24 protein-coding genes and 1 riboswitch are annotated in these 23,745 nt (G+C 48.2%); of the genes, 20 read left to right on the forward strand and 4 right to left on the reverse strand.

Features of this window, described 5'->3' with window-relative positions; genetic code table 11:
• Positions 1-56 precede the first annotated feature (56 nt).
• The 4 genes from K7P76_RS19340 (at position 57) to K7P76_RS19355 (ending at position 4,867) form a co-directional block, all read left to right on the forward strand.
• Entirely contained in the window at positions 57-824 is a 768-nt protein-coding gene (locus K7P76_RS19340) for a DeoR/GlpR family DNA-binding transcription regulator (protein ID WP_232186942.1), read from the forward strand.
• Between the two features lie 170 nt (positions 825-994).
• Complete coding sequence (locus tag K7P76_RS19345; RefSeq protein WP_232186943.1) at positions 995-2,479, forward strand: CehA/McbA family metallohydrolase; 1,485 nt, start codon at positions 995-997, stop codon at positions 2,477-2,479.
• Positions 2,480-2,497: 18 nt separating this feature from the next.
• On the forward strand, positions 2,498-3,349 hold the full coding sequence (locus K7P76_RS19350; protein WP_232186944.1) for a DMT family transporter: 852 nt from the start codon (positions 2,498-2,500) through the stop codon (positions 3,347-3,349).
• 99 nt (positions 3,350-3,448) lie between these two features.
• Positions 3,449-4,867 (forward strand): aspartate ammonia-lyase, encoded by a 1,419-nt coding sequence (locus K7P76_RS19355; RefSeq protein ID WP_232186945.1) that lies wholly within the window; start codon positions 3,449-3,451, stop codon positions 4,865-4,867.
• Between the two features lie 95 nt (positions 4,868-4,962).
• Here K7P76_RS19355 and hemQ read toward each other — a convergent pair whose 3' ends face one another.
• Complete coding sequence (gene hemQ / locus K7P76_RS19360) at positions 4,963-5,709, reverse strand: hydrogen peroxide-dependent heme synthase (protein WP_232187015.1); 747 nt, start codon at positions 5,707-5,709, stop codon at positions 4,963-4,965.
• Between the two features lie 198 nt (positions 5,710-5,907).
• Between hemQ and K7P76_RS19365 the strand changes: the two genes are divergently transcribed.
• The 9 genes from K7P76_RS19365 to K7P76_RS19405 all read left to right on the forward strand — a co-directional run bounded on the left by K7P76_RS19365 (position 5,908) and on the right by K7P76_RS19405 (position 13,846).
• The gene (locus K7P76_RS19365) at positions 5,908-6,207 is read left to right on the forward strand and encodes a YuiB family protein (RefSeq protein WP_232186946.1); all 300 of its coding nucleotides are present in this window, start codon (positions 5,908-5,910) and stop codon (positions 6,205-6,207) included.
• Positions 6,208-6,243: 36 nt separating this feature from the next.
• A complete protein-coding gene (locus tag K7P76_RS19370) occupies positions 6,244-6,657 on the forward strand; it encodes a GtrA family protein (protein WP_232186947.1) in 414 nt (137 codons plus the stop codon).
• A gap of 29 nt (positions 6,658-6,686) precedes the next feature.
• Positions 6,687-7,574: an alpha/beta fold hydrolase gene (locus K7P76_RS19375; RefSeq protein ID WP_232186948.1), complete on the forward strand. Its 888-nt coding sequence runs from the start codon at positions 6,687-6,689 to the stop codon at positions 7,572-7,574.
• 164 nt (positions 7,575-7,738) lie between these two features.
• Positions 7,739-9,235, forward strand: a complete 1,497-nt coding sequence (locus tag K7P76_RS19380) for a DnaD domain protein (RefSeq protein ID WP_232186949.1) — start codon at positions 7,739-7,741, stop codon at positions 9,233-9,235.
• Between the two features lie 48 nt (positions 9,236-9,283).
• Entirely contained in the window at positions 9,284-10,234 is a 951-nt protein-coding gene (locus tag K7P76_RS19385) for an ATP-binding protein (RefSeq protein ID WP_232186950.1), read from the forward strand.
• A gap of 551 nt (positions 10,235-10,785) precedes the next feature.
• Complete coding sequence (locus K7P76_RS19390) at positions 10,786-11,850, forward strand: sulfate ABC transporter substrate-binding protein (protein WP_232186951.1); 1,065 nt, start codon at positions 10,786-10,788, stop codon at positions 11,848-11,850.
• 33 nt (positions 11,851-11,883) lie between these two features.
• Positions 11,884-12,729 (forward strand): sulfate ABC transporter permease subunit CysT, encoded by an 846-nt coding sequence (gene cysT / locus K7P76_RS19395; protein WP_232186952.1) that lies wholly within the window; start codon positions 11,884-11,886, stop codon positions 12,727-12,729.
• A gap of 5 nt (positions 12,730-12,734) precedes the next feature.
• Positions 12,735-13,607, forward strand: coding sequence for a sulfate ABC transporter permease subunit CysW (gene cysW, locus K7P76_RS19400; protein ID WP_232186953.1), 873 nt, complete (start codon positions 12,735-12,737; stop codon positions 13,605-13,607).
• A gap of 50 nt (positions 13,608-13,657) precedes the next feature.
• Positions 13,658-13,846, forward strand: coding sequence for a YezD family protein (locus K7P76_RS19405; RefSeq protein WP_232186954.1), 189 nt, complete (start codon positions 13,658-13,660; stop codon positions 13,844-13,846).
• Between the two features lie 151 nt (positions 13,847-13,997).
• On the opposite strand, the gene K7P76_RS19410 is transcribed toward K7P76_RS19405, so the two are convergent.
• Entirely contained in the window at positions 13,998-14,144 is a 147-nt protein-coding gene (locus tag K7P76_RS19410) for a YqzM family protein (protein ID WP_232186955.1), read from the reverse strand.
• Positions 14,145-14,335: 191 nt separating this feature from the next.
• On the opposite strand from K7P76_RS19410, the gene uvrC reads away from it, so the two are divergent.
• The 3 genes from uvrC (at position 14,336) to K7P76_RS19425 (ending at position 17,923) form a co-directional block, all read left to right on the forward strand.
• On the forward strand, positions 14,336-16,273 hold the full coding sequence (uvrC, locus tag K7P76_RS19415) for an excinuclease ABC subunit UvrC (protein ID WP_232186956.1): 1,938 nt from the start codon (positions 14,336-14,338) through the stop codon (positions 16,271-16,273).
• A 391-nt stretch (positions 16,274-16,664) separates the two neighbouring features.
• Complete coding sequence (locus K7P76_RS19420) at positions 16,665-16,931, forward strand: sigma-70 family RNA polymerase sigma factor (protein ID WP_232186957.1); 267 nt, start codon at positions 16,665-16,667, stop codon at positions 16,929-16,931.
• A gap of 383 nt (positions 16,932-17,314) precedes the next feature.
• Positions 17,315-17,923 carry a dihydrofolate reductase family protein gene (locus K7P76_RS19425; protein WP_232186958.1) on the forward strand — a complete coding sequence of 203 codons (609 nt, stop codon included), beginning with the start codon at positions 17,315-17,317 and terminating at the stop codon, positions 17,921-17,923.
• 264 nt (positions 17,924-18,187) lie between these two features.
• Here the strand turns inward: K7P76_RS19425 and K7P76_RS19430 are convergent, their stop codons facing one another.
• Positions 18,188-18,418: a DUF3951 domain-containing protein gene (locus K7P76_RS19430; RefSeq protein WP_232186959.1), complete on the reverse strand. Its 231-nt coding sequence runs from the start codon at positions 18,416-18,418 to the stop codon at positions 18,188-18,190.
• 164 nt (positions 18,419-18,582) lie between these two features.
• Between K7P76_RS19430 and K7P76_RS19435 the strand changes: the two genes are divergently transcribed.
• Genes K7P76_RS19435 through K7P76_RS19450 form a run of 4 tightly spaced genes read left to right on the forward strand, consistent with a single transcriptional unit; the run spans position 18,583 to position 21,567 of the window.
• On the forward strand, positions 18,583-19,254 hold the full coding sequence (locus K7P76_RS19435; RefSeq protein WP_232186960.1) for a phosphatase PAP2 family protein: 672 nt from the start codon (positions 18,583-18,585) through the stop codon (positions 19,252-19,254).
• Entirely contained in the window at positions 19,238-19,861 is a 624-nt protein-coding gene (locus K7P76_RS19440; protein ID WP_232186961.1) for a class I SAM-dependent methyltransferase, read from the forward strand. The genes K7P76_RS19435 and K7P76_RS19440 overlap by 17 nt, the downstream gene beginning before the upstream one ends.
• On the forward strand, positions 19,830-20,519 hold the full coding sequence (locus K7P76_RS19445) for a response regulator (RefSeq protein WP_373692438.1): 690 nt from the start codon (positions 19,830-19,832) through the stop codon (positions 20,517-20,519). The genes K7P76_RS19440 and K7P76_RS19445 overlap by 32 nt, the downstream gene beginning before the upstream one ends.
• Positions 20,509-21,567, forward strand: coding sequence for a sensor histidine kinase (locus K7P76_RS19450; protein ID WP_232186963.1), 1,059 nt, complete (start codon positions 20,509-20,511; stop codon positions 21,565-21,567). The genes K7P76_RS19445 and K7P76_RS19450 overlap by 11 nt, the downstream gene beginning before the upstream one ends.
• Here the strand turns inward: K7P76_RS19450 and K7P76_RS19455 are convergent.
• On the reverse strand, positions 21,560-23,275 hold the full coding sequence (locus K7P76_RS19455; RefSeq protein ID WP_232186964.1) for a CPBP family intramembrane glutamic endopeptidase: 1,716 nt from the start codon (positions 23,273-23,275) through the stop codon (positions 21,560-21,562). The two genes, K7P76_RS19450 and K7P76_RS19455, sit on opposite strands and share 8 nt — an antisense overlap.
• Positions 23,276-23,529: 254 nt before the next feature.
• Positions 23,530-23,707, forward strand: a riboswitch (cyclic di-AMP (ydaO/yuaA leader).
• Positions 23,708-23,745: the final 38 nt, after the last annotated feature.

The raw sequence follows: 23,745 nt of genomic DNA on the forward strand, positions 1-23,745 counted from the left end.
AGACTTTGGGTCAAGTGGCTGGAATCTTAATCCATTATGATTGGAGAGTCCAACAATTGTTTGCACAGCAAAGGCACAAAGCGATTATTCAGAAAATAAACGAGGAAAAGTCGATCAAAGTGCCGGATTTAATGCAAATGTTCGGTGTTTCGATAGAAACGATCAGGCGTGATTTGGAGTATCTAGAAAAGGAAGGTTTTTTAAAGCGCGTGCACGGCGGGGCTATGCTGGCGGAAATCGATTATAAAAAAGAGCTGCCGTTCGCGGTGCGGGAAACGACATATAGGGATGAAAAAAATGAGCTCGCCGAAATTGCGACCCGTTATGTATCTGAAGGTCAATCCATAGCTATGGACGTAAGCACGACTAATACGCAGTTTGCTAAGGCTTTAAAAAATAAAGTCGAATGGTTAACCGTAATTACGAACTCATTGCCGATAGTTAACGAGTTGGTTGAAATGCCGCATTATACGATCATCCTTACCGGCGGGGTGATTCGAAACCAGGAGCGCTGTGTCGTTGGCGACATGGCCGAAGCATTCGTTTCCCAATTCCATGTCGATACTTTTTTTATGAGCATAAGCGGAGTATCGCTTGCCGAAGGGGTTACGAGTTACGGTATCGGTGAAGTGGAAATTCAGAAACGAATGTTGAAAAATGCGAAACAGACGATCGTACTAGGGGATAGCAGCAAGTTTGAAGCGGTATCGTTATTAAAAGTTTGTAACTGTACCGATGTGGATAGATTTATAACGGATTCTAAAATAAGCAGGGATATCGTCGATAAATATGCGAAGCAAGGAATAGAAATTGTTTATGAATGAGCCTGCATCGATTAGGGTCGCCTTTAACGGGCGGCCCTATTTTTGTGTTTCTCTGATTTTGCTGATTGTATTTAGTTTTATGTAGTTGCATATTGTTGTATATGTGTGTTATTGTGGGGCTGAATTCGATGAAAATCATTTGATCACCGTGTCAGAGGAGTGGGGAACGCGTGAGCCATCTAAGAGAAAGTCAAACTATTAGTGGCAATCAAGAGCACAATTTCGGTGCTTATACGAAGCGATTTAATGTTTCCATGGATTGGATCATACTTCGTTTGGATTTTGAAGAAAGTTGGGGACCGCTTTTATTATGGGATCCAAATGGTGAACTTCGTGTGCAATATTTGCATTACAGAAATTTCAAAACCGTAGTTCTTCACCGTGACCCCCTGTATTCCAGCTATTTGACCGTTCCGGGTCCTTTGCCGCTCGGCGAGTGGAAATTCGAAATCCTAGGCTCGGTAAAAAACTTTTCCATCCAATGGGAATGTGGATCCGGGAGCTTGCCGGACGATGTTGTCGTTCATAACGGCCAGGCGGGTTTTTGGTCTGCGACGGGGCATGAAGATGAAGACGGCGCAATCGTTTTATCCGGATATGATTGGAACTCGCAACGCAACCAAGCGAAAAAATGGTACAAAGGCGATTTCCACACGCACACGATATTGTCGGACGGCAAGCTTACCCCGGAAGAAGGGATGCGGCAGGCGGAAAAAATGGGCTTGGACTTCTTCGTTGCAACCGATCATAATCTCATACCGACAGTTTGGCCTGAAGGTTATCCGCTCGTCATTCCAGGCATGGAAATTACGTCGTCGAAAGGGCATTTTAATGCACTAGGGTTGAAGAAATGGGTTGACTGGAGACAGAGCGGAGAGGATGGCGGGATGGAAAGCGAAGAAGGAATGAACCGCGTTCTCGAAGATACGGCTAAGGCCGGTGCACTCCGTTCTATCAACCACCCAATGCTGGCGCCTTGGGACTGGCTATTTAAAGAAACGAAGCTAGCAAACATAGATACCATGGAAATTTGGAACGATCCGACATTCCCGGGAAATCCGCAAGCGACTGAAAAAGCTCTCATCCTATGGAATGCTTTATGGAACGAAGGTTACCGGATACCTGGAATCGGAGGTTCGGATTCGCATAATTTACCGACGGAAAGCTATGAGGATAATGGACCGCCTTCGTTGATCGGGGAGCCTGCGACCTATGTTTTAAGTGACGGTTTATCGGCTGGGGAAATTTTGAAAGCCGTTAAGCGCGGGAATGTTTATGTAACTAGGGGGCCCGTACTGGACATTGCCATCACGGTCGGCAAGCGAAATTTTGTCGTGGGTGACGATCTCACAAGTGCCGTGAACGCTGCGGAGGATGGAATGGTTCATTGTCTTCTCGTCGTTTCCAACCAAACAAGCGGCAGTATCCGCTGGATAGAAAATGGAATAGAAGTTCTTGCGCAGCCGATCGGAATCGAAGATAAGTATGAATGTGTATTTGATTGGAATAACGCGGAATACGTGTGGAGAAGGATCGAGATTCGCGGCAATGAAGGGGAATTGCTTGCTTTTACGAACCCTGTGTATTGCGGTGAAAAGAAGCCGGGGATTACGACATGGGATCAATTGATTGATAAAGTATCTGGACTGCTGTAATCGCTTGGAGATGATCTTTTGTTTTTATTTTCGGTGCTTTTAGTCATAGGTTCGGGTTTAACCCATGCGGTCTGGAATTTATTCGCTAAGAAAAGCAATAACAAAAGCGTGTTTTTATGGTCGATGCTTGCGCTGACCTCCCTTATTTTATTACCTTCGTTTCTATCGGAAATGTTCACGGCCGCTCTTCCATTGAAGGCTTATGTATTAATTGTTTTATCTTTGCTTCTGCAAGGCTGTTACGCCGTGCTGTTAACAAAAACATATGACAATGGCGAGTTGTCTCAGGTGTACCCTATAATGCGGGGAACGGGAACGTTGCTGATCCCGGTCATAGGCGTCGTTTTTTTAGGAGAATCGCTTTCTGCATGGGGTTGGGCAGGTTTAGCATGCATTATTTCCGGTTTTTTCATATTAAGCGGATGGTCATTTCGGATGCGTGCTCGCAAGTTCGCTTTCAAGCCCGTAATGCTGGCTATGGGAGTTGGGCTTTGTACGACTTGTTACGTATGGGTTGATAAAATAAATCTTCAGTATTTGTCGCCGTTATCCCTGCTTGAAATAGCTAATATCGGCTTCATGCTGGCGTTAACCCCGGCTGTGCTCGGAACTAAACAATTAAAAGAAGAGTGGGCAAATAATTGGAAACAGATCCTGCTTGGGTCGGTTCTTAACCCCGGATCGTACTTATTGTTCTTATTCGCGATGTTGCATGCACCGATTGCTCATATTTCGCCGATTCGCGAAATTGGAACGGTTTTCGCGACGCTGCTGGGCGTTCTCATCCTTAAGGAGAGGCAAGGTTTTCAACGAATCATGGCCTCCGTCTTGATCGTAATCGGAATCATCGCGATCAGCGCAGCAGGGTGAGAATGAATCGTCAATCCGTGTCCCATTCAAATAATGGATTCGGAATAAGGATTTAGTGTAAAATAAATTTGGTATAGTCGCAGCTGAAGGGGGATCTAAATGTCCGGTCGAATCGAGAAAGATTCATTGGGAAGCAAAGAGGTGCCTGATTCGGTCTATTATGGAATTCAAACGCTGAGAGCGGTCGAGAATTTTCCGATTACAGGCGTGCCGGTTCATCCACAGCTCATCATCGCCTTGGCGCATGTGAAGAAGGCGGCTGCTCAGGCAAACACGGAATTGAAGCGGCTGCCTCATCAAATCGCGGAAGCGATTATCCAAGCAGCGAAAGAAGTATCCGGCGGTCAGTGGTCTGATCAATTTATCGTCGACTCGATCCAAGGCGGGGCTGGGACATCGATTAACATGAACATGAATGAGGTTCTGGCGAACCGCGCTCTGGAAATCATGGGGTTTGCCAAAGGCGATTATTTTCACTGCAGCCCGAATAATCATGTGAATATGTCCCAGTCAACCAACGATGCGATTCCGACAGCGCTTCGAATTGCGGCTTATACGCTGACTGAGCAACTGCTTGTTACGATGCGCGAAGTACAGCAAGGATTCGCGCGCAAGCAATCGCAATTTGACGATGTCATCAAGGTGGGGAGGACCCATTTGCAAGATGCGGTTCCGATTCGGATGGGACAGGAATTCGGGGCATACGCGAAAGTGCTGGATCGGGATATCGGCAGAATTTCTCGCGCCGCCGAAGGTTTATTATCCGTTAATATGGGAGCAACAGCCGTAGGAACCGGATTAAACGCAACTGTTGAATATATTCATCTCGTCGTTAAGCATATGGCCGATGATCTTCAGATCGGCCTCTATTCCGCCGCCGATCTGGTTGACGCCACGCAAAACACAGATGCCTATACGGAGCTATCCGCTTCGCTTAAAGTGTGCGCAGTCAATTTATCCAAAATCTGCAATGATATTCGTCTAATGGCATCAGGCCCAAAAGTGGGATTAAACGAGCTTTTGCTCCCGCCCCGGCAGCCAGGCTCGTCCATTATGCCGGGCAAAGTAAATCCGGTCATGGCGGAAGTCGTAAACCAAGTGGCTTTCCAGGTGATGGGCAACGACCATACGATTTGCATGGCATCGGAAGCCGGACAGTTTGAGCTGAACGTCATGGGACCCGTCATCGCCTTTAACTTGCTGCAATCGTTGCAGGTGATGCAAAGAGCGTTAGATGTGTTTAACCGGTTTGCTCTTGAAGGAATGGAAGCAAACAGGGTCCGATGCCAAGCCTACGTAGACCAAAGCTTCGGAATCGTAACGGCCCTTAACCCGCATCTAGGATACGATGTTGCCGCGCAGTTGGTGAAAGAGGCAATGGCGACAGGGATGACGATCAAGGAGCTGATCTTGGAAAGAAACTTGCTCACACCGGAAGAGATGAATGAAATTTTGGATCCCGTGCAAATGACGACGCCTGGCATCGCGGGCGAGAGACTGTTAAAGGATCAGCTATAACTTAATAACAAGCGAACAAAAAAAGTCCAAGCTTGTTCTCGGTCATTCGAGAGCAGGCATGGACTTTACTCGTACATATACCCAAATGAATCGCGTTATCCTTGAAGCAACCGGGAAATCGATTCGCCGGTCAGCAGGTTACCCACGTAGAAGGTGCCAAATTCGCCATAACGCGCGCTTACTTCGTCGAAACGCATTTCATAGACGAGTTTTTTGAATTGCAGCGCATCGTCCGCGAACAAGGTAACCCCCCATTCCCAATCGTCGAACCCGACCGAGCCGGAGATCACTTGTTTTACTTTGCCCGCGTAGCCGCGGCCGATCATCCCATGGCTTCTCATCAGCGTTTTGCGTTCTTCCATCGGGAGCATGTACCAATTGTCTTGAAGGTCGCGTTTCTTGTTCATCGGGTAGAAGCAAATATGATTGCTTTTCGGCAAAGTCGGCTTCAAGCGGGCCACGATCTCCGGTACTTGCAAAGGATCGACCCCCGGCGGGCTCATGTAATTGCTGAGCTCCACGACGCTAACGTAAGAATATTCCTTGCGGGTAAACCTGCCGAAGGCAGAGCGATTGAAGGCGTTCTCGATCGCGTTCAGCTCCTCCAACGTTTCCCGCAGATGCATAAAGATAATGTCTGCTTTCTGCCCCACGACGGAATAAAGGGCCAAGCTGCCTTCTTTGCGCGTTTCAACGGCTTCCCAATCCGCCACTAGCTTCAAGAAATCGTTCAGCGCGGAATCTTTTTCAGAGGGAGTTGCTGCATTCCAAGCTTCCCAATCGATACTGCGCAAATCATGCAATACATACCAACCGTCCAGTGTTTGCGCGGCTTCGCTCATCATTCATCTCTCCTTGTCGAACTCGCTTTTCCTATTGTAGCCGATGTGTCGGGGCAGGGGCAAACGAACGGATAGGTCGTTTGATGCCAAATCGACGCCAACCGGGATTTTGTTCACAACCCATTCACACCCTGTTCGTTGACTGGCTGGAAACCGTTCTTGTAAACTGGTACAGTAAACTAAAATGGAGGGAACATCATGTTCGGTGCAATTATGTTTTCTGTTGTTGGATCGTTGCTCTGTATCGTACTATTTTTCGGCATCGGTTTTATATTGAATATGCTTATCAAGACGACCTGGTTTCCGCTCTGGCTATTCCTAATCTTGGTCGTGCCGCTTGGAATTTGGCATTTGTGGCAGCCCGATCTTAGTTTCACGGAAAACATACAATCGATGCTCGTCTCGGACATCATTCTGATTGCGGCCGGCGCATTCGGCGCTTATATGAGCGGATGGGCGATTCGCGCGCTTCGTCGCGGCGGCTATAAAATGTTCTAAACGCTTCAAAGCTCGCTCGTGGACAGGAGGAGTTACATGCTCCGATTATCGGAAGGAAAGAGAATAGCGAAGTTTGCACTTGTTGGCGGGTTGAACACGGGTGTGGATTTCGCTGTTTTTTGCGCATTGGTATATGCTGCCGGAATGGCTACGATCTGGGCGCAAACGATCTCGTACGCGGCAGGATTAATTAACAGCTACTTGTTAAATCGATACTGGACGTTTCAGGTCAATGGTCAGCGCAGTCTGACGGAAATGCTGCGTTTTATTCTAATAAACGCGTTAGCTTTCGGAGCTGCGACCGCAGTCCTGCTCGGATTGGAGAAGTTGGGGTTGGAATCCGCTTGGGCCAAAATCGCTTCCGTTGTTTGTTCGTTGGTCGTAAATTACTTGGGTTATCGGCTGTGGGTATTTCGAGGAATGGAATTGCATGGAAAAAGGGCAAACTAACGAAAACCTAATTTCACGAGGTGTTGGTTATGCCCTTGATTCACGCAAACGGCGTGGAGATTCATTATCACTTGCAAGGCAAAGGGACGCCGATCGTCTTTCTCCACCCTCCTTGCATCGCTAGCCGCGTGTTCACGTATATCCGGAATGACCTGTCGCAGGATCATAAGACACTGCTGTTCGATTTCCGGGGGCATGGCCGCAGCGGCAGCTCCGAAGCCCCGATTACGATCCCGCTTCTAGCTGAGGATGTTCGCCGCTTGCTGGATGCGCTGAATATTTCAAAAGCTTACTTATGTACTTACTCTTTAGGATCAATGGTAGGTCTTCACGCGCTATTAACTTACCCCGACCGTTTTTTTGGCGGTATTTTTCTAGGCGGACTTGCCGAAGCCAGCGGTTGGAAAACGCGGGCTAAGCTTAAGGCCGGCATATGGGCGAGCAAGCTAAAAGCACGGGAGCTCATATCTCTGCCCTCATTATGGGTGCATGCGGATAATCACGAAACTTTCTACCGGTTGCGCGGCGAGACGAGAGCGGGAGATATCGCCAAATGGCGGGAATATATGACGAGCGGCTTGAGTTATTCGGCTGTCGGTCGTCTGAAGGATGTACGCCAGCCCGTATTGTTATTGTGCGGGGAAAAGGACACCGAATTCAAAGGTTATATGGACGTAATGCAAAAGGGACTGCCTAATGACAGTTCCGCGTACATACCTGGGGTTAAACATACGTTGCCTATTTACGGAGCCGGCTCAATCGGAGAGCTAATTAGAGGGTGGGTAGGCGCCGAGCGGCAACATGAAGATTCGGATGCTGATTCCTCCTACTCGATTCGGTCAGACGAAATGACCCCTGCGGGGAAAATTCCAATCGCGGATCAAGACTACGAAGTCCAAGAACCGTATTACCATTAAAATTTGAGGAATTCGGATCGGACTCTTGCGGGCGTAATCGCGCTTGACGGCATCGTCAGGTTAGCGAGCGTATGCGGAGTCTTTTTTTGCATCTCTGCGGAAGGGCTGTTTTATGCTACAATAGAACAATCATTCTTTAAGCGAAAAGAGTTGTCGATCCGGCTATGCGCGTGTCGAACATAATGGAATTCACGGAAAACCACCGCTATTTTACGAGTCGAGACTTTGCCCTCAGCGGCCTGGACCGCAAATTGTTTATATCCCTCTATCAGCCGATGGTTGGGGCGATTTCCGCCGCATTCTATCAGCTTCTCTATCATCAAATTGCGGAAGATAGGACGGGCTCTTCATCTCCTGAGCCGCAGCGCAGGTTGTTTTTTGGACTCGGGTTGGAGCCGAATGCCGCAGGTCGCCAGACGGCGATCGATGCGGCTTCCAGACTGGAAGCCGTCGGGCTGATGCAAGTATTTCGAAATCATAATCCGATAACAGAGGAATCTTTATACGAATACGTTCTGCAGCGTCCGCTTAACTCTCAGGAGTTTTTTTCGAATTATCATTTGACTCTGCTGCTTAGAGATAAAGTCGGCAAGAGTGCTCTGATAGAGCTTCGCGATGGATTTAAGACGGAGCCGCCGGCAGAGCTTGCCCGGTTTGTCAATCGGGAAGAGGCAACGATGCCCTTCTACGAGATGTTTCGGATCGGTGCGGGCGCGATGGATCCGGAGCTTGAAACGGGATGGGCGGAAAGCGCGACGGCGAAGGAACGCACGCCTTCTTTCCAGCCGCAGGAACGTATCCGCCATAGCGAGATGATGCTGCGGTTTCCGCGCGGATCCGCTAATCGCGGTTTCGTGGAGCGGCTTAATCGGGCGCCGGAATTGATGGCCCAGCTGAACTATTTGGCCTATAAATTTAGCTTGGAGGTGCCGGAAATTTGCCGATTGCTCGACGAGGACGGCATTTTCCACGGCGATGGTACGCTGCTTTGGGACGAGCTTCAAGCAAGAGCGAATTTAATCTATCGCCAGGACCGCAAGCGGGATGAGGAAAGGGAGAGATTTCTCGCGCGCGGAGAGGAAAGGTCGGGAACGGAAACTTCGGTCGATATGTCGCACAGTTCGTCGTTCCACCTTGACATACCGGAACGTTTCCAGACGGATGTTACCGTGACACGATATAATGAGATGCTGCGGCGAGAACCTTACACCCGGATGCTTGAGCGTTATTTTCCAGGGGCGGTTCCGGATGCCTTTGTCCGTATGTTCGAACGAATCGACTTGAATTACAAGCTTCCTGAACCGGTCATCAACGTCCTCATTCACTATGTTTTCAGCATGAGTCATGCTCAGCGTTTGACTAAGTCTTTCATCGATTCCATAGCATCCAATATGTTGGCCAAAGGGATCGATACTTTGGATAGAGCGGTGATGTATATCCGCGAGCAAGAGAAGCTGAATGTCACATTGGAGCGCAAACGTCGGGGGGAAGAGCCGGGGCGGGATGGCGGAAACGCCTTCGGAACCCAGGGACAAGGACGGAACGCTCGGCGCAAGCCTGCGATGTCGGTCGTTAAAGATAATGGACCTATTGAAGAAGTGTCGCCGGAAGAAATGGAGAAAATGCTGGAGCTTGCCAGAAAACTTCAGGGTGATAAGTAATCGTAATGACAATTGCAGAAGTATATTCGCACCAAAGGGGGACGGGATATGGAATCTCTAGGTGAGGCGTTGCGTCGCATGCCGCCAATAAAGGGTTTGGGAAATGCAGAAGAGATAACGAAGCAGGTGTTGAACGACCCATTAGTTGTTATGCTGCGTTCCCGTTACCCCGGATTGGACGAGTCGGTGCTGAGGGCGAATCTCAACCGATTGTACCAGATGACAAAGGAGTATCGGGCATGCAAGGAATGCCCAGGATTAACAAATTGCCCGAACGATATGCAAGGACATTCGACGGGGATTAATTGCGTCCAGGTGGGCGGGCAGTGGCAATTGAACGATTACAAGACCGCATGCTCCAAATGGACCGCCAATGAACAGCAGCAGCTAATTCGTCGAAGAATTACAAGTTTCTATGTGGATGAGACAGTTTTTGGCGAGCAATATGCGGAGTCCGAGATGATTAAGCTGGATGCCAATCGGGCGATAGCCGTGAATCAACTACAGAACTACGTCCATACGACCATAAACCACGGGTTGCAAAAGCAAGGTTTATACTTAAAGGGCGACTTCGGTACGGGGAAAACCTATATGGCTGGCTATTTGCTTCAGAAGCTGGCTACCGCGGGCTACTCGGGGGTAATCGTGTATATGCCGGAGTTTGTAGAAGATGCCAAGGCGCTTATGTTCGAGCCGCAGAAGCTGAGGGAAACGATCACGCTCATGAAAGACGCCGATCTGCTTGTATTCGACGATATAGGTGCAGAGAATTTGACCCCATGGGTCAGGGACCATGTACTCGGAGCCATACTGAATCATCGGATGAACCGGAAGCCGACCTTCTATACTTCCAACCACGATTTAGACGACTTGGAGAAACATTTCAGCTTTACCCATAAGGAAGGCGAAGAGATGCATAAGGGTCAGCGGCTGATGGACCGCGTACGCCCTTTTGTCGACGTTGTGCATGTGCGTGGCCGTAATCATCGCGGCTCGTAGAACAATGGAATCATTTATCGAGGACATCAACAACTCTCAATCTTGAGGGTTGTTTTTTTATCGTGGAGTTGCTCGATAAAATCGAGTAATTCGAGCGAGGCAGGGTGTACTGAAGGAGAGTTGCTCGATAAAATCGTGTAATTCATGCGAGGCAGGGTGTACTGAAGGAGAGTTACTCGATAAAACCGTGTAATTCGAGCGAGGCAGGTGTATTGAAGGAGAGTTGCTCGACAAAATCGATTAATTCGATTAAGGCTTAGTACATTGAGGGAAGTTGCTCTATAAAATCGATTAATTCGTGCTCAAAGTCAATTTTTGCAAAGACGTGCGGGCAAGAGCCCGCATATAATACAAAAAATTATTTATCAATTTTTTTTATAGCACTTATTGACAGTAGGCGAGGTCACCTGTTATCATAGCTCCAATACCAACTAAACAGGTAGGAATTATAAGGCGGATAGGAATTGTCCTAGATTAGACAACCGGATCGGCCATCCGGAGTCACATGAGAATGCGAAAACCAATAATAAAATAATAGAGGTGCAATGAAAATGAAAACATTTAAAAACCTCCAATGGGCGCTAATTGCGGCTTTAATCCTCACTGTATTGTCCGCATGCGGCTCGAAAAACAACGACCAACCATCCTCTCCGGCAGCAAGCAAGTCAGGCAAAGTTCCGGATCCGATTGAACTGCTCAACGTCTCTTATGATCCGACTCGCGAGCTTTACGAAGAATTCAATAAAAGCTTCGCCGATTATTGGAAACAAAAAACGGGCGGAACCGTGACGATCAAGCAGTCGCACGGCGGTTCCGGCAAACAAGCCCGTGCGGTTATAGACGGATTGCACGCAGATGTCGTCACGCTGGCGCTTGGATATGATATCGATGCGATCGCCGAAAAAGGATTAATAAAAACGGATTGGCAAAAATCGTTCGAACAGAACAGCACTCCATATACATCAACTATCGTTTTCCTCGTTCGCAAAGGTAATCCCAAAGGAATCAAGGACTGGGGCGATTTGATCAAAGAAGGTACGCAGGTGATTACTCCGAATCCTAAAACTTCGGGCGGTGCTCGTTGGAATTACCTTGCAGCTTGGGGTTACGCCACTAAGACACTCGGATATGATGAACCGCAAACGTTGGATTTCCTCAAGAAGCTGTTTAAGAACGTCCCCGTATTAGATACGGGAGCACGGGGCTCGACGACTACGTTCGTGGAAAAAGGTATCGGCGACGTGCTGCTCGCTTGGGAGAACGAAGCTTATCTGGCTTTGAAAGAGTACGGGGACGATTACGAAATCGTCACGCCTTCCATTAGCATCCTGGCTGAGCCGCCGGTTGCAGTCGTTGATAAGAATGTCGATAAGAAAGGCACTCGCGCTGCGGCGGAGGAGTACCTCAAATATCTTTATTCCGAGCAAGGACAGGAAATCGCAGCGAAAAACTTTTACCGTCCGCGCCTTCAATCGGTCGCCGACAAGTACAAGGATCAATTCGGACAATTAAATTTACTGTCGATCGACAAAGACTTCGGCGGTTGGAAGGAAGCTCAAGCGAAACACTTCGCGGATGGCGGAACATTTGACCAAATATATACACCGGGTTCCTAACAAAGGGCCGGGAAGAGGAGTTAGGGCGGGCACATGACATCACTTCGCAAGAAAGACCGGGTATTGCCGGGTTTATCGATCACTTTGGGGTTTTCGGTCCTATACTTGAGCTTGATCGTGCTCATACCGCTCGCCGCTCTTGTCATCAAGTCGGCCGGCCTTACTCCCGCCGAATGGTGGGACACCGTAACCGATCCCCGGGTGGTTGCCTCGTATAAGCTAAGCTTAATGACTGCGTTCTTCGCGGGGCTTGTCAATTTGGTATTCGGTCTCCTTCTAGCCTGGGTTCTTGTCCGGTACAAGTTTCCTGGCAAACGGATCGTGGACGGCTTGATCGATTTGCCTTTCGCGCTTCCGACTGCGGTTGCGGGCATTGCGCTAACGACGATCTACGCGCCTAAGGGCTGGGTGGGTTCCCTTCTGGAACCGCTGGGCATAAAGGTAGCATACACGCCGTTAGGAATAACGCTAGCGCTTATCTTTATCGGGATTCCATTCGTCGTTCGGACCGTTCAACCGATCTTGCAGGATATGGAATCCGATATGGAAGAAGCCGCCGTATTGCTTGGTTCCTATCGCGCGCGAACCTTCTTCAAGATCATTTTGCCGGACTTGATTCCGCCTTTATTGACCGGTTTTGCGTTAGCTTTCGCCCGTGGAATCGGGGAATACGGCTCGGTCGTGTTCATCTCCGGCAATATGCCGATGAAAACCGAGATCGCGCCCTTGCTTATCATTACGAAATTGGAACAATACGAGTATAGCCAAGCGGCTGCGATAGCGGTCGTGCTGCTCCTCATCTCGTTCGTGCTGCTGCTCTTCATCAACATCTTGCAAAGGTGGAGCAATCGCCGCTTGCGCACCGTCAAAGGAGGTTAACCGATATGGCAGGAATCGTAACCAATCCCCGTTCAGGGAAGAGCCAGCCGGGACGACCTCATTTGACGGAATCAAAGGCAGTTCGCTTTACGCTGATCGGAATCGCGCTCCTCTTCCTAGGTCTTATCGTCATTCTTCCTATGGTATCCGTAATAGTCGAATCGTTCCGCAAAGGCTGGGAGGCATACGTATCCGCTCTTTCGGATCCGGATGCGATGGCAGCGCTCAGATTAACGTTGATAACCGCTGGAATCGCCGTTCCGCTGAATACGATATTCGGAGTCGCGGCAGCTTGGGCCATTACGAAATTCAAGTTTCGCGGCAAAAACCTGCTCATTACGTTGATCGATCTTCCGTTTGCGGTGTCACCCGTTGTTAGCGGTCTTATCTATGTGTTGCTGTTCGGCGCGCAAGGCTTCTTAGGCCCTTGGCTAGACGCGCATAATATTAATATTATTTTCGCGACTCCGGGCATTGTGCTCGCTACTATGTTCGTTACGTTTCCTTTCGTCGCCAGAGAGCTTATCCCTCTCATGGAGGCGCAGGGAGTGCATGATGAGGAAGCGGCAGTCAGTCTAGGCGCACGCGGCTGGCGGGTGTTCTTCAAAGTTACGCTGCCCAACATCAAGTGGGGCCTCCTGTACGGCATGATTCTCTGCAATGCCCGTGCGATGGGTGAATTCGGAGCCGTATCGGTTGTCTCTGGACACATTCGGGGAGAGACGAACACTTTGCCGCTGCATATCGAAATCGTATACAACGAGTATCAGTTCAGCGCGGCGTTCGCGGTTGCTTCGATGCTGATGCTTCTAGCCATTATTACGCTCGTTGCGAAATCCGTATTGGAAAGCCGCATGAGCAAAGAGCACCATGAGTGAACGAATTCCAACTAACTCTAACAACGGAATGAAATCGGGAGGGAAACGTAATGGCGAAACCGGTAGAAGTAGATGATCGTTGGCTAAGCCGTATAGCCGAACAAGTCAATGGATTGGAGTATGGCGAGGTTAATATCGTCGTGCACGATGGCAGAATCGTACAGATCGAGCGTAAGGAACGGAAGCGTTACGATGATTCGTCCGTTCGAGCCGCCAAGCAAGAAAAGAGCGAAGCATGAGAGGGTTATAAAAGTTGCTTTAAACCGCTGATATGGCGGTTTTTTTGTTGTATGCTAAAGTTATTCTTGATCGGTGAATATAAAAAACGCATCTCGAAGTCCCGGTTAAAGGGACTCGAGATGCGTTTCTTGGTTTGGCGGGCGACACGAATTAAGAAATAATAAATTTAACGACAACCGCAACAGTGAATACAACGAACATGAAGCCGAACATAGCTCCGAAGCCGATTGCCGTATCCATAAAATCGTCGCGCGGCTCTTCGTTGATGTGCTGGCGGGGATCTCTTACGTTTTCCATGGGAAGCCTCCTGACACATTCGATACCACTAGTATACCCAACATCGCTTTTTGTTGTAAAGTATTCCTGCATGACTCCGGTGACAAGTTTGCGACATCGATTAATCGGACCGCGCGGAATTTCCCTATGATGTGCTACAATGGAAGGAACGGGTGTTCTCACCCATCGATGCCGTATAGGAGGTGCCCTCCATGGACACTCTGACTCCATTCGCCGACAGAGATAGAGCGATGGAAAATATTCGCCACAAGCTGGCGCTTCTCCCGGATCAACCGGGCTGTTATTTGATGAAGAACGACGAAGGCAAAATTATATACGTAGGCAAAGCGAAAGTGCTCAAAAACCGCGTGCGCTCTTATTTTTCGGGAAGCCATGACGGTAAAACCCAGAAGCTCGTTTCGGAAATCCGGGACTTCGAATATATCGTCACCGCCAGCAACACGGAATCGCTAATTCTGGAATGCAATCTGATTAAGGAACATTTTCCCCGGTACAATGTGTTATTGAAGGACGATAAGTCTTTTCCGTATTTGAAAATCACCCATGAAGCGCATCCCCGCCTTGAAGTGACGAGGCGCATCGTCAAAGATAAAGGGAAGTATTTCGGCCCTTACCCGAATGCCTATGCCGCTCAGGAAACGAAGAAGCTGCTCGATCGCCTGTACCCGTTGCGCAAGTGCAATACGATGCCGGATAAAGTGTGTTTGTATTATCACTTGGGCCAGTGCGTGGCGCCTTGCGAATATCCGGTAGAGCAGGCCGTATATGACGAGATGATCGGCGAAATATCCCGGTTTCTGAACGGCGGCCATGCGGAAATCAAACGGGAGCTTAGGCGCAAGATGGAAGCCGCAGCAGGGGAACTGGCTTTCGAACGGGCTAAAGAGTACCGTGATCAGATCGTTGCGATTGAATCGCTTATGGAGAAGCAAACGATCAATATGGCCGATGCGATGGACCGTGATGTGTTTGGCTATTCGGTCGACAAAGGCTGGATGTGCGTGCAAATTCTCTATATGCGGCAGGGGAAAATGATTCAAAGGCACGTATCCGTATTTCCATACTATGGAGAGGCTTATGATGATTTTCTCAGTTATGTTACCCAATATTACAGCGACAATCCAGCTCTCCCCCGGGAGATGCTGTTGCCCGCGCCGCCGGAAGCCGGGGAAGAACAGCCTCATTTTCCTATGGCGGACAGCGCCGGCAAGCTTCCGACAATTGTATCCGAGGCGAAGGAAGCCTATGGCGACGATGCGGATACCGTTGAAGAGGGGGAGGCGGCAGAGGTTGGAGAATCTTTGCGCCGCTGGCTGAAAATCAAAGTCGCCGTACCTAGACGGGGGTCAAAGCGCCAGCTTGTGGCGATGGCGTGCGATAATTCCCGCGTGGCTTTAGAGGAGAAATTCCGGCTTATCGAACGTGACGAATCCCGCAGCGTGAAAGCGGTAGAGGGGCTGGCCCAATGGATCGGAATTGCTTCCGCCAACCGGATCGAAGCGTTCGACAACTCGAACATGCAAGGCGCATCCCCCGTATCCGCTATGGTCGTATTTACTAACGGGAAGCCCGATAAGAAGGAATACCGTAAATATAACGTTCGGACCGTGCAAGGCCCCGACGACTACGAGACGATGAGGGAAGTCGTGCGCCGCCGTTACGAACGGGTGCTTAAGGAAGGGCTGCCGTTACCCGATCTCATTGTGGTAGATGGAGGCAAAGGACATATCGCGTCCGTGTTGGACGTACTCGTTAATGAGCTCGGCCTAGACGTTCCCGTATGCGGCTTGGCTAAGGATGCCAAGCACCGCACGGCACAACTGCTTGTCGGAGATCCACCGGAAGTCGTTCCGCTGCCACGGGACAGCCAAGAATTTTATTTGCTTCAACGTATCCAAGACGAGGTCCACCGCTTCGCGATCACCTTTCATCGGGATAAACGAGGCAAGTCGATGATTGCCTCCAAGCTGGATGCTATTCCCGGAATCGGTGAGAAACGCCGCAAGCAGTTGCTAAGCCACTTCGGCTCGCTTAAGGCGATCAAAGAAGCAGCCGTCGAAGATTTCAAGGCGGTATCTATCGGTGAAGCGCTAGCCGGTCGAATTCTCGAAATTTTGAACGCGGAGTAAATATCGTGTGATCCTATTAATAATGAATAGAGCTCCCGGAAGGGCAATGTCATTAAGTTAAGTTCAAAGACAAAACAGGGAATAAAAATGGAATCCGAAACGGCATGGGAAAAAGCCCTGTGCCGTTTGTTTTTTTGGTGCAAGCAAGGGAAAAGCGTACAGCAAACAAAGCGGATGGAAGATCCGCTTAAAAAATGTTCATGTAAAACGAATTATGCTACTCTGTAGACGAAGCTACCGTTATATTCAGATGCGTGAGGAAGGTTCTCCCCCATTATTCAGGTAGTGCTTTCTCATTTTATTAAAGACGAAAAAGTGGCTTATAAAATGGAGACGATCGGTTCTGTGGCGTGTGTGAAAAGGGTGTTTCGCCCGTCAAAAGGAGGCCAAGATGAACGAAACAGCATTAGAGCTTCAGTTATTTGAGAACTTAAAGCCTGAGTTAACTTCGTTCTGTTACAGAATGCTAGGATCCATCGATGACGTAGACGATGCTGTTCAGGAAACCTTTATTCGTGTTTGGCAAAGTTGGCATTCATTCAGGCAGGATTCCTCATTCAAAACATGGGTTTATCGTATTGCATCAAACTTATGCCTGGACAAGCTAAGACAAGCCAAACGCCGCACGCGTCCGTTGACCTATCCGACCCAACGGTAGCGTTGTTTCATGAGGAAGGCCGTCTGTCAATGCCGCCTTTCGCAATGTGGGTACGCGGCAAAGACGATTTGTTCAAGTTTTTTGCGCTCACACGCTGTCATTGTGAGGGATCCCGGTTTTTGCCGATTACGGCGAAAGGGGGTAATCCTGCTTTCACACAGTATGAGCCAAGCGGTGAAGACTCCTACTTGGTACCCTGGGGTATTTACATTATTGAAATAAAGGACAAGCAAATATACCACGTCCAAAATTTCATTAATACAAAATTATTTTCCCGATTTGGGCTTCCTGCACAAATACACCGATGACTATCGTAATCCAATTTCGTCTAAATAAATGAGAAACAAAATTACGATTATCAAAGATAGGAAGGACGATAGTTCATGCGTAAAATCATTCTATTCATTCACAGTACTATTAATGGAGTTGTCACTGGCGACCCAAGCGAGGACAAAACCAATTGGGCGGTCTGGAGAAATAGCGCTGGCATTGAGGAAGGTTCCCAGTATCTATTAAATATTTTCGAGACAGCTGATACCATTTTGCTTGGCCGCGGAACCTACGAAGACCTCTCTAGAAAGTGGCCGACTATTCGAGGGTCCAAACGGGACGATGGAGGTTCAAGCCTGGGTGATAAGATAAACAACGCCCACAAACTAGTTGTAACAAGCGCCCGCCCGCTCGACAAGCTAAAATGGGGAGAATTTGAAGCTCCAAAACAATTGACCGGCAGTAATATAGAAGAGCAAATTAAGGACCTAAAAAATGGTGACGGTGGCGACATTGTTATTTTCGGTAGTCCAACGCTCGTGCGATCACTTGCAAACGCAAATCTTATTGACGAATATCAGATAGTCATGCACCCGGTTGTGGTCAACGTAGGTGAGCATTTGTTTGACAATCTTAAGGAGCAGAAGGAATTCCATCTCGTGGACGTCAAAACACTTAAGGTGGGTTCCCTCTTGGTAACCTACAGACCCGCTAAAGCTTAGCTCAACCGGGCAGATCATTACTGTCAACACAAACAGCTACCCAGTTGATAAAGTGCAATGGACCGTCTGTTAACACAGCACGCCGACAGGCAGCTCACCTTGACTACCTACGAAGGAACCTTTTTCGGGGATGGTTTTGGCACTATATAGGTCGAAGACGTCCTGCCAAGTTTTAATGGTTCGCATGTAATCCCTCCTAAAAAAAAATGACCCCCTCGAAAAGCCCCGGATGGGGCTCTTTTTAATGCCCGGAATGAACGGGCGTTATTTTAGCTTATATCGGTTCTTGTTTTTATCATCCCCTTGATCATCTTCATCCTCATGTTCTTGTTTCTCTTCGTGGAATTCTACGGGCGAATGGCCGGTTATGTAGTCGAATGGTGTGTAATGAGAATTCGGAAGCTCTTTTTTGCGAATCATCTTTGAGATCACAATCCCAAGCAACACAAAAATGAGTAGAGATATCGCTCCGATTCCATATAGTCCGGTATTCATAGTCATCCTCCAGAGGTAAGGTTTATTAGGTTTACGGATAGAAATTCAATTTGTTTCAAGCAATAATCTTTATTAAATCTTCAGAATCTCCTCAAGTGGTTCCTTATTTTTGTTTAATATGATTTGTTCATCAAACAATTCACGTTGAGGTGGAGAAGATGAACATGAATCATAGTTTAACCGAACAAAGTCAAAGGTTTTCTTATAAACCGCTGTTGTGGCTTCTGGCCATTCCCCTCTTGAACGTCCTGTACGCCCTGCAGAATGGGCCCGGCGATAAGGTTCATTCGTTAGTAACATCCGTTGATATCAACACTCCGTTTATTCCGGCATTCGCTATTCCTTATGTCATTTGGTATCCGTTTCTTTTCCTGACGTTAGTGCTTATATTGCGAAAAAGCGAAAAGCAGTATTATCAAACTTTGTTAGCTCTATGCATGGGGCTTATCCTCTGTAATCTGGTTTACGCCTTCTTCCAGACGACCGTCCCTCGTCCCGAGGTCCCGTCAACAGGGTTTTTGAATCATCTCGTTTCATTTGTTTATGCCAACGATGAGCCGTTTAACTGTTTTCCTAGTATTCACGTGTTGACCAGTTCTCTGATGATTGCCGGCTCCAGCGTATTGGGATGGAAAATAAGAATACCTGTGGTCGTAATCGCCCTAAGCATTATCGCGTCGACTTTGTTTATCAAGCAGCATGTCATCGCCGATGTTATGGCGGGAATGCTGGTCGCTAAGTTCATGTTTTGGTGTTCGGGACAATTACTTCCTATCATACGTCATCGATTGACTTCAAGAAACCAAAGGGGGTTGCCCTATGCGGATCATAAGTAGGGAAGCCCGCATTTTCCTCCGCAAATTCATGAATCACCCGAAACAAATCGGGAGCGTCGTGCCAAGCTCAAGATTTTTGGCCGAAAGCATGGTAAACGCCATCCCTTGGCATAACGTGAAGGCAGCAGCGGAATTGGGAGCCGGAACCGGGGCCATCACCCAATATATCGCTCAAAGGGCAAGCAAGGACGCCGAAGTGTATTTATTTGAGAAAGATACGAAGATGAGAAGGCAGTTGAAGCTGGAATATCCCGGTTTTACTTGTGCCGCGAATGCTGCCAATATGCTGCGCATTCTTGAAGGAAACGGTGAACGGCATCTCGATTGCATTCTCAGCGGGCTCCCTTTTTATAATTTTCCACAAGAGGTTCGCGATCAGCTTATGGAGCAAATCGTAGGAGCATTAAAACCGGGCGGCTTATTCGTTGCTTTTCAATATTCGCTTCAAATGAAGAAACAGATGGCGAAATTATTCGATATCGAGAAAATCAAATTCGTTCCGCTTAACTTTCCGCCCGCTTTCGTTTATGTTTGTAGGAAGAGATTAACGATAAAGGGTGAGTGCGATCATGCAGATGAACAAGAATACTATTCTGGTCGTGGATGATGATTCCGAAATACGTGACGTCATTCATGTCTACCTGCGCAACGAGGGGTTTCGCGTTCTGGAAGCGGAGAACGGCAACCGGGCATTGGAAATCGTAAGGGCGGAGACCGTGCAGCTCATTATTCTTGATGTCATGATGCCTGATTTGGATGGGATCAAGGCTTGCCTCAAAATAAGGGAAACGCTTAACGTTCCCATTATTATGCTGTCCGCCAAGCAAGAAGATATCGATAAGATTACGGGGTTATCCACGGGCGCGGACGATTATGTCACCAAACCGTTCAGTCCGCTGGAGCTAATCGCAAGGGTCAAAGCGCAGCTTCGCCGCCAAGGGTTTACCGCCAAGACGGAAGATGATTCCATAATATTAGTCAACGATCTTGCGATCGATATCGCTCAGCATCAAGTGACCTTGAAGGGGGAAGAGGTTGCGTTAACCCCTTTGGAATTTTCGATTCTCGAATTGTTGGCCAGCCATAAGGGACAAGTATTTCATGCGGATAAAATTTACGAGAAGGTATGGAAGGAACCGACCGGATATTCGGACAATACGGTTATGGTCCATATCCGGAATATTCGCGAGAAAATCGAAGTGAATCCACGCGAACCTCGGTACATTAAGACGGTATGGGGAGTGGGATACAAAATTGAAAAATAAATTTTTTCTTATGTTATCCGGCAGAAAAAGTATCCGCCTTCAAATGATTTGGTCGTTCATCGCCAGTCTCATTCTTGGAATGTCGGTATCGACGGCGATCCCTACCGGTCTCTTTTTCGATATTCCTTTGTCGATGATTACGTTTATTGGCACGTTTGTCGTTTCTTTTTTCTTCCTAACCCGCCATACGATTAAATACTTGCGTACGCTATCCGACGGTCTGACCGTCATCTCGGGAGGGAATCTTCATTTCAGAATTCCCTCGACAAGGCAAGACGAGCTAGGCAAGGTTGCCGAACATATCAATGCGATGGCCGAGAAATTAGAAAGCCAGATCGATAAGGAACGTCAGATCGAAAAATCCAAAATGGACTTGATAACGGGCGTTTCTCATGATTTGAGAACGCCTCTTACGAGTATTATCGGTTATATTGATTTGCTTAAAGAAAAAGCCTACCAGGATGAGGTTGAACACGATCGATTCATTGGGAATACGTACAATAAAGCGATGCAACTGAAAACGCTCATTGACGATTTGTTCGAGTACACGCGTCTTGCCCACAACGAAGCTAAGCTTAAGTTCGAGACAATCGATCTTAGGGAGCTGCTGAACCAGATGCTCGTTGAATTCCAACCTCTCGCCAAAGATAATGAAATTTCCATGGAATCGTCATTACCCGAACACGCGGTATTCATCCAGGTAGATCCCGAACAAATAAGGAGAGCTATTGATAATTTGTTGATGAATGCGTTGAAGTTTTCGGTTAAACCCGGCGTCGTAAGGGTTTCGTTCGCTATTCGCGACGACATGGCAACAATCATGATAGAGAACGAAGGCGAAGCGATTACGAAGGAACAGGAGAAGCATTTGTTCGAACGATTTTATAAAATCGACGATTCCAGAACGAATATGCCTTTGTATGGCGGTTCCGGCTTAGGATTGTCCATTACGAAAAGTATTGTTGAGCTTCATGGCGGACAAGTGTTTTTGAAACATTCATCCGGACACTTTGTTTTCGGTATCGAGCTGCCCCTGACTCTTAAGTAGCGATTTTATTTCTCCCCGAAATCGCCCCGTGAAGCCACCAAATAACGATCCCTGCCAAACCCGGCATAAGAAGGCTAAACACTCCCCCGAAGAAATCTCCTGGGAGCCCGTCGAACATCATCTGCATGCCCATTAATGTCGCGTCTAGCGTTACGTGTGCAAATATAACGGTAATGACCCCGAATCGCAGCATGAACCATCCGAACAAGATGGACATGATGACAAGCTCGATGATTCGGGTATAAACCGGGTAGATGGCATATCCGACATGGCCCATTGCCCATAACAGCCCTGGGGGGATCATGGCAACAGTCGTCAATACGATCGCCGTTCTGCGCGAAGGCTCTCGACGGAGCAGCTTGCGCGCTCCTCCCACGAACCAGCTGCGAAATACGCCTATGCCGAGCAAGCGGCTTTGCAGCTCTTCCGAAATGCCGGCGCACCATGCCAGGAGAGGGAGCAGCAAAGGATAAGTCATATTGTACATAGACTGCGATGCGTCCGAAGAAGCGAAAGAGCCGAGCGACTTTTCCAACACCAGAAGGATGATGGATTGCGCCCCCAGCAATATAAAGGCAAGGAAATAACCTTCCCGCATGCTCCTAAGCACGGCAGCCCCATAGTTCGATTCATTCCACCGGGGCCAAAGCGAACGCCCCATCGATTTCCAGAGGCCATCACCGCCGACCGCCGAAAAATAGGTGAGAATGGCCATTGCTGCGTAGGTAACGAGACTGATGACGAGGTTAACGTTATCCCCCACGTTTGCCCCCGCTTTCCAAGTTCCAGCTCTCAGTCCAGGTAACATATTAAAGGTTAAGCCTGCGTATAGCGCGAAAAATAAGGCCGCTAAAAATATCCCGCGACGGTAGGATGTATATTTTCCGTGCGTACCCGTGTAGACAATGGCGATGATGAACAAGATGATTTGAGGCAAAATAAATCCTAAAATGGATAGTTTGGCAGACAGCTTCTCCTGATCCTTCATGTAGGCTGTAAAGGAAGCGGGCAAATCAACGCCATAAGTAACCGAACCCCCGGCCCATGGAGGGAAGGAGGATTTGAACACGCTGAAGCCGTCCGGAACAGCGACTTTAAGCCACAGTCGAGACTCTCCAATGTTTGCTTTCCGGGAAACGAATTTAACGCTGCCCGTCTTCTTGTCATTTCCGATCCATTCCCAATCTTGCGGCGTGACTCCCCAGAATTGCGCGTAGTCAAGTGCATGAGCGGCTAGCTTGTCGGTTTCCATGACAGGCTTATCGACAACTTTATTCGTCGCGCCAGCGTTGTTCAGATGCTGCCAAGCGACTAATTTGCCTGTTTCCATATGTATGTAAAGCAGCAAAGCTTCAGCTTTATCGCGTAAATGCAATTTAACGGCATAGACATCCGTCGGAGCAAACTTTGACCATTTTTTATTATAAGAATCCATAAGTTGATTTTTAGTAAAGTAGCCTACCGTATCGCTGTCGGAAAGATGGGTAACCGTGACTGCATCTACTTCCTCATGCTTGATCCCGAATCGGGATGTTGCCCATTCGAACGCTTTGTTCTCAGCCGTGGTCCTCGTCATGACGGGATGAACGTCCGTTGTAAACAATTGGCCGGTTACGGGGAAAACTTGAATGAGCAAGAAAAGCAATAAACCTATAGCAGCCGTCCATAACCAGCGCTTATCCAGTTGAAATGGGCTTAATCGGTCCAAATTTCATCTCTCCTCATTCAAAACAAGCTCAAGTAAACGCATACAGTGGGTGTAATCTAATTCGCTGCCTTATTTTCATCAAGTATCTCGTATTTTCGACGAAAATGAAAGGAAAGGGATCGATAATCGTTGTCCGGGGCCTGATCTATGGGTAAGCTATTCGTTAAATCGTCCAAATGAGTCGGTATGCCCCCATTCTGGTGTTGTCCCCCTCGGTTGGAAAGAATATAATTCGTAGGTACGTTTTTAATTAGATTAATATCTAGCCGAATTTCTTAAGATGAAAACGGGGGAACCAACTCATCGCCGATACAAGCTATTTGTATTCGGAGATCCCGGGGTGAATTCCTATCGCTTAAACTCGCGATGGATAGGGCAGCCTGTTCGAGCCCGAACCCGACAGCTAACCTCGTAGGCTATGTGCGAACAGGACTCGTGTGCGAAATTGAAGCACTGGGGTTCCAGTGCTT

The organism is Cohnella silvisoli, assembly GCF_021190915.1.
Classification (GTDB): domain Bacteria; phylum Bacillota; class Bacilli; order Paenibacillales; family Paenibacillaceae; genus Cohnella; species Cohnella silvisoli.

Coding starts and splice junctions, on each gene's coding strand:
- K7P76_RS19355 (WP_232186945.1), top strand. CDS start 3,449: ATGTCCGGTCGAATCGAGAAAGATTCATTGGGAAGCAAAGAGGTGCCT.
- hemQ (WP_232187015.1), bottom strand. CDS start 5,709: ATGAGCGAAGCCGCGCAAACACTGGACGGTTGGTATGTATTGCATGAT.
- K7P76_RS19365 (WP_232186946.1), top strand. CDS start 5,908: ATGTTCGGTGCAATTATGTTTTCTGTTGTTGGATCGTTGCTCTGTATC.
- K7P76_RS19370 (WP_232186947.1), top strand. CDS start 6,244: ATGCTCCGATTATCGGAAGGAAAGAGAATAGCGAAGTTTGCACTTGTT.
- K7P76_RS19375 (WP_232186948.1), top strand. CDS start 6,687: ATGCCCTTGATTCACGCAAACGGCGTGGAGATTCATTATCACTTGCAA.
- K7P76_RS19380 (WP_232186949.1), top strand. CDS start 7,739: ATGCGCGTGTCGAACATAATGGAATTCACGGAAAACCACCGCTATTTT.
- K7P76_RS19385 (WP_232186950.1), top strand. CDS start 9,284: ATGGAATCTCTAGGTGAGGCGTTGCGTCGCATGCCGCCAATAAAGGGT.
- K7P76_RS19390 (WP_232186951.1), top strand. CDS start 10,786: ATGAAAACATTTAAAAACCTCCAATGGGCGCTAATTGCGGCTTTAATC.
- cysT (WP_232186952.1), top strand. CDS start 11,884: ATGACATCACTTCGCAAGAAAGACCGGGTATTGCCGGGTTTATCGATC.
- cysW (WP_232186953.1), top strand. CDS start 12,735: ATGGCAGGAATCGTAACCAATCCCCGTTCAGGGAAGAGCCAGCCGGGA.
- K7P76_RS19405 (WP_232186954.1), top strand. CDS start 13,658: ATGGCGAAACCGGTAGAAGTAGATGATCGTTGGCTAAGCCGTATAGCC.
- K7P76_RS19410 (WP_232186955.1), bottom strand. CDS start 14,144: ATGGAAAACGTAAGAGATCCCCGCCAGCACATCAACGAAGAGCCGCGC.
- uvrC (WP_232186956.1), top strand. CDS start 14,336: ATGGACACTCTGACTCCATTCGCCGACAGAGATAGAGCGATGGAAAAT.
- K7P76_RS19420 (WP_232186957.1), top strand. CDS start 16,665: ATGAACGAAACAGCATTAGAGCTTCAGTTATTTGAGAACTTAAAGCCT.
- K7P76_RS19425 (WP_232186958.1), top strand. CDS start 17,315: ATGCGTAAAATCATTCTATTCATTCACAGTACTATTAATGGAGTTGTC.
- K7P76_RS19430 (WP_232186959.1), bottom strand. CDS start 18,418: ATGAATACCGGACTATATGGAATCGGAGCGATATCTCTACTCATTTTT.
- K7P76_RS19435 (WP_232186960.1), top strand. CDS start 18,583: ATGAATCATAGTTTAACCGAACAAAGTCAAAGGTTTTCTTATAAACCG.
- K7P76_RS19440 (WP_232186961.1), top strand. CDS start 19,238: ATGCGGATCATAAGTAGGGAAGCCCGCATTTTCCTCCGCAAATTCATG.
- K7P76_RS19445 (WP_373692438.1), top strand. CDS start 19,830: ATGAACAAGAATACTATTCTGGTCGTGGATGATGATTCCGAAATACGT.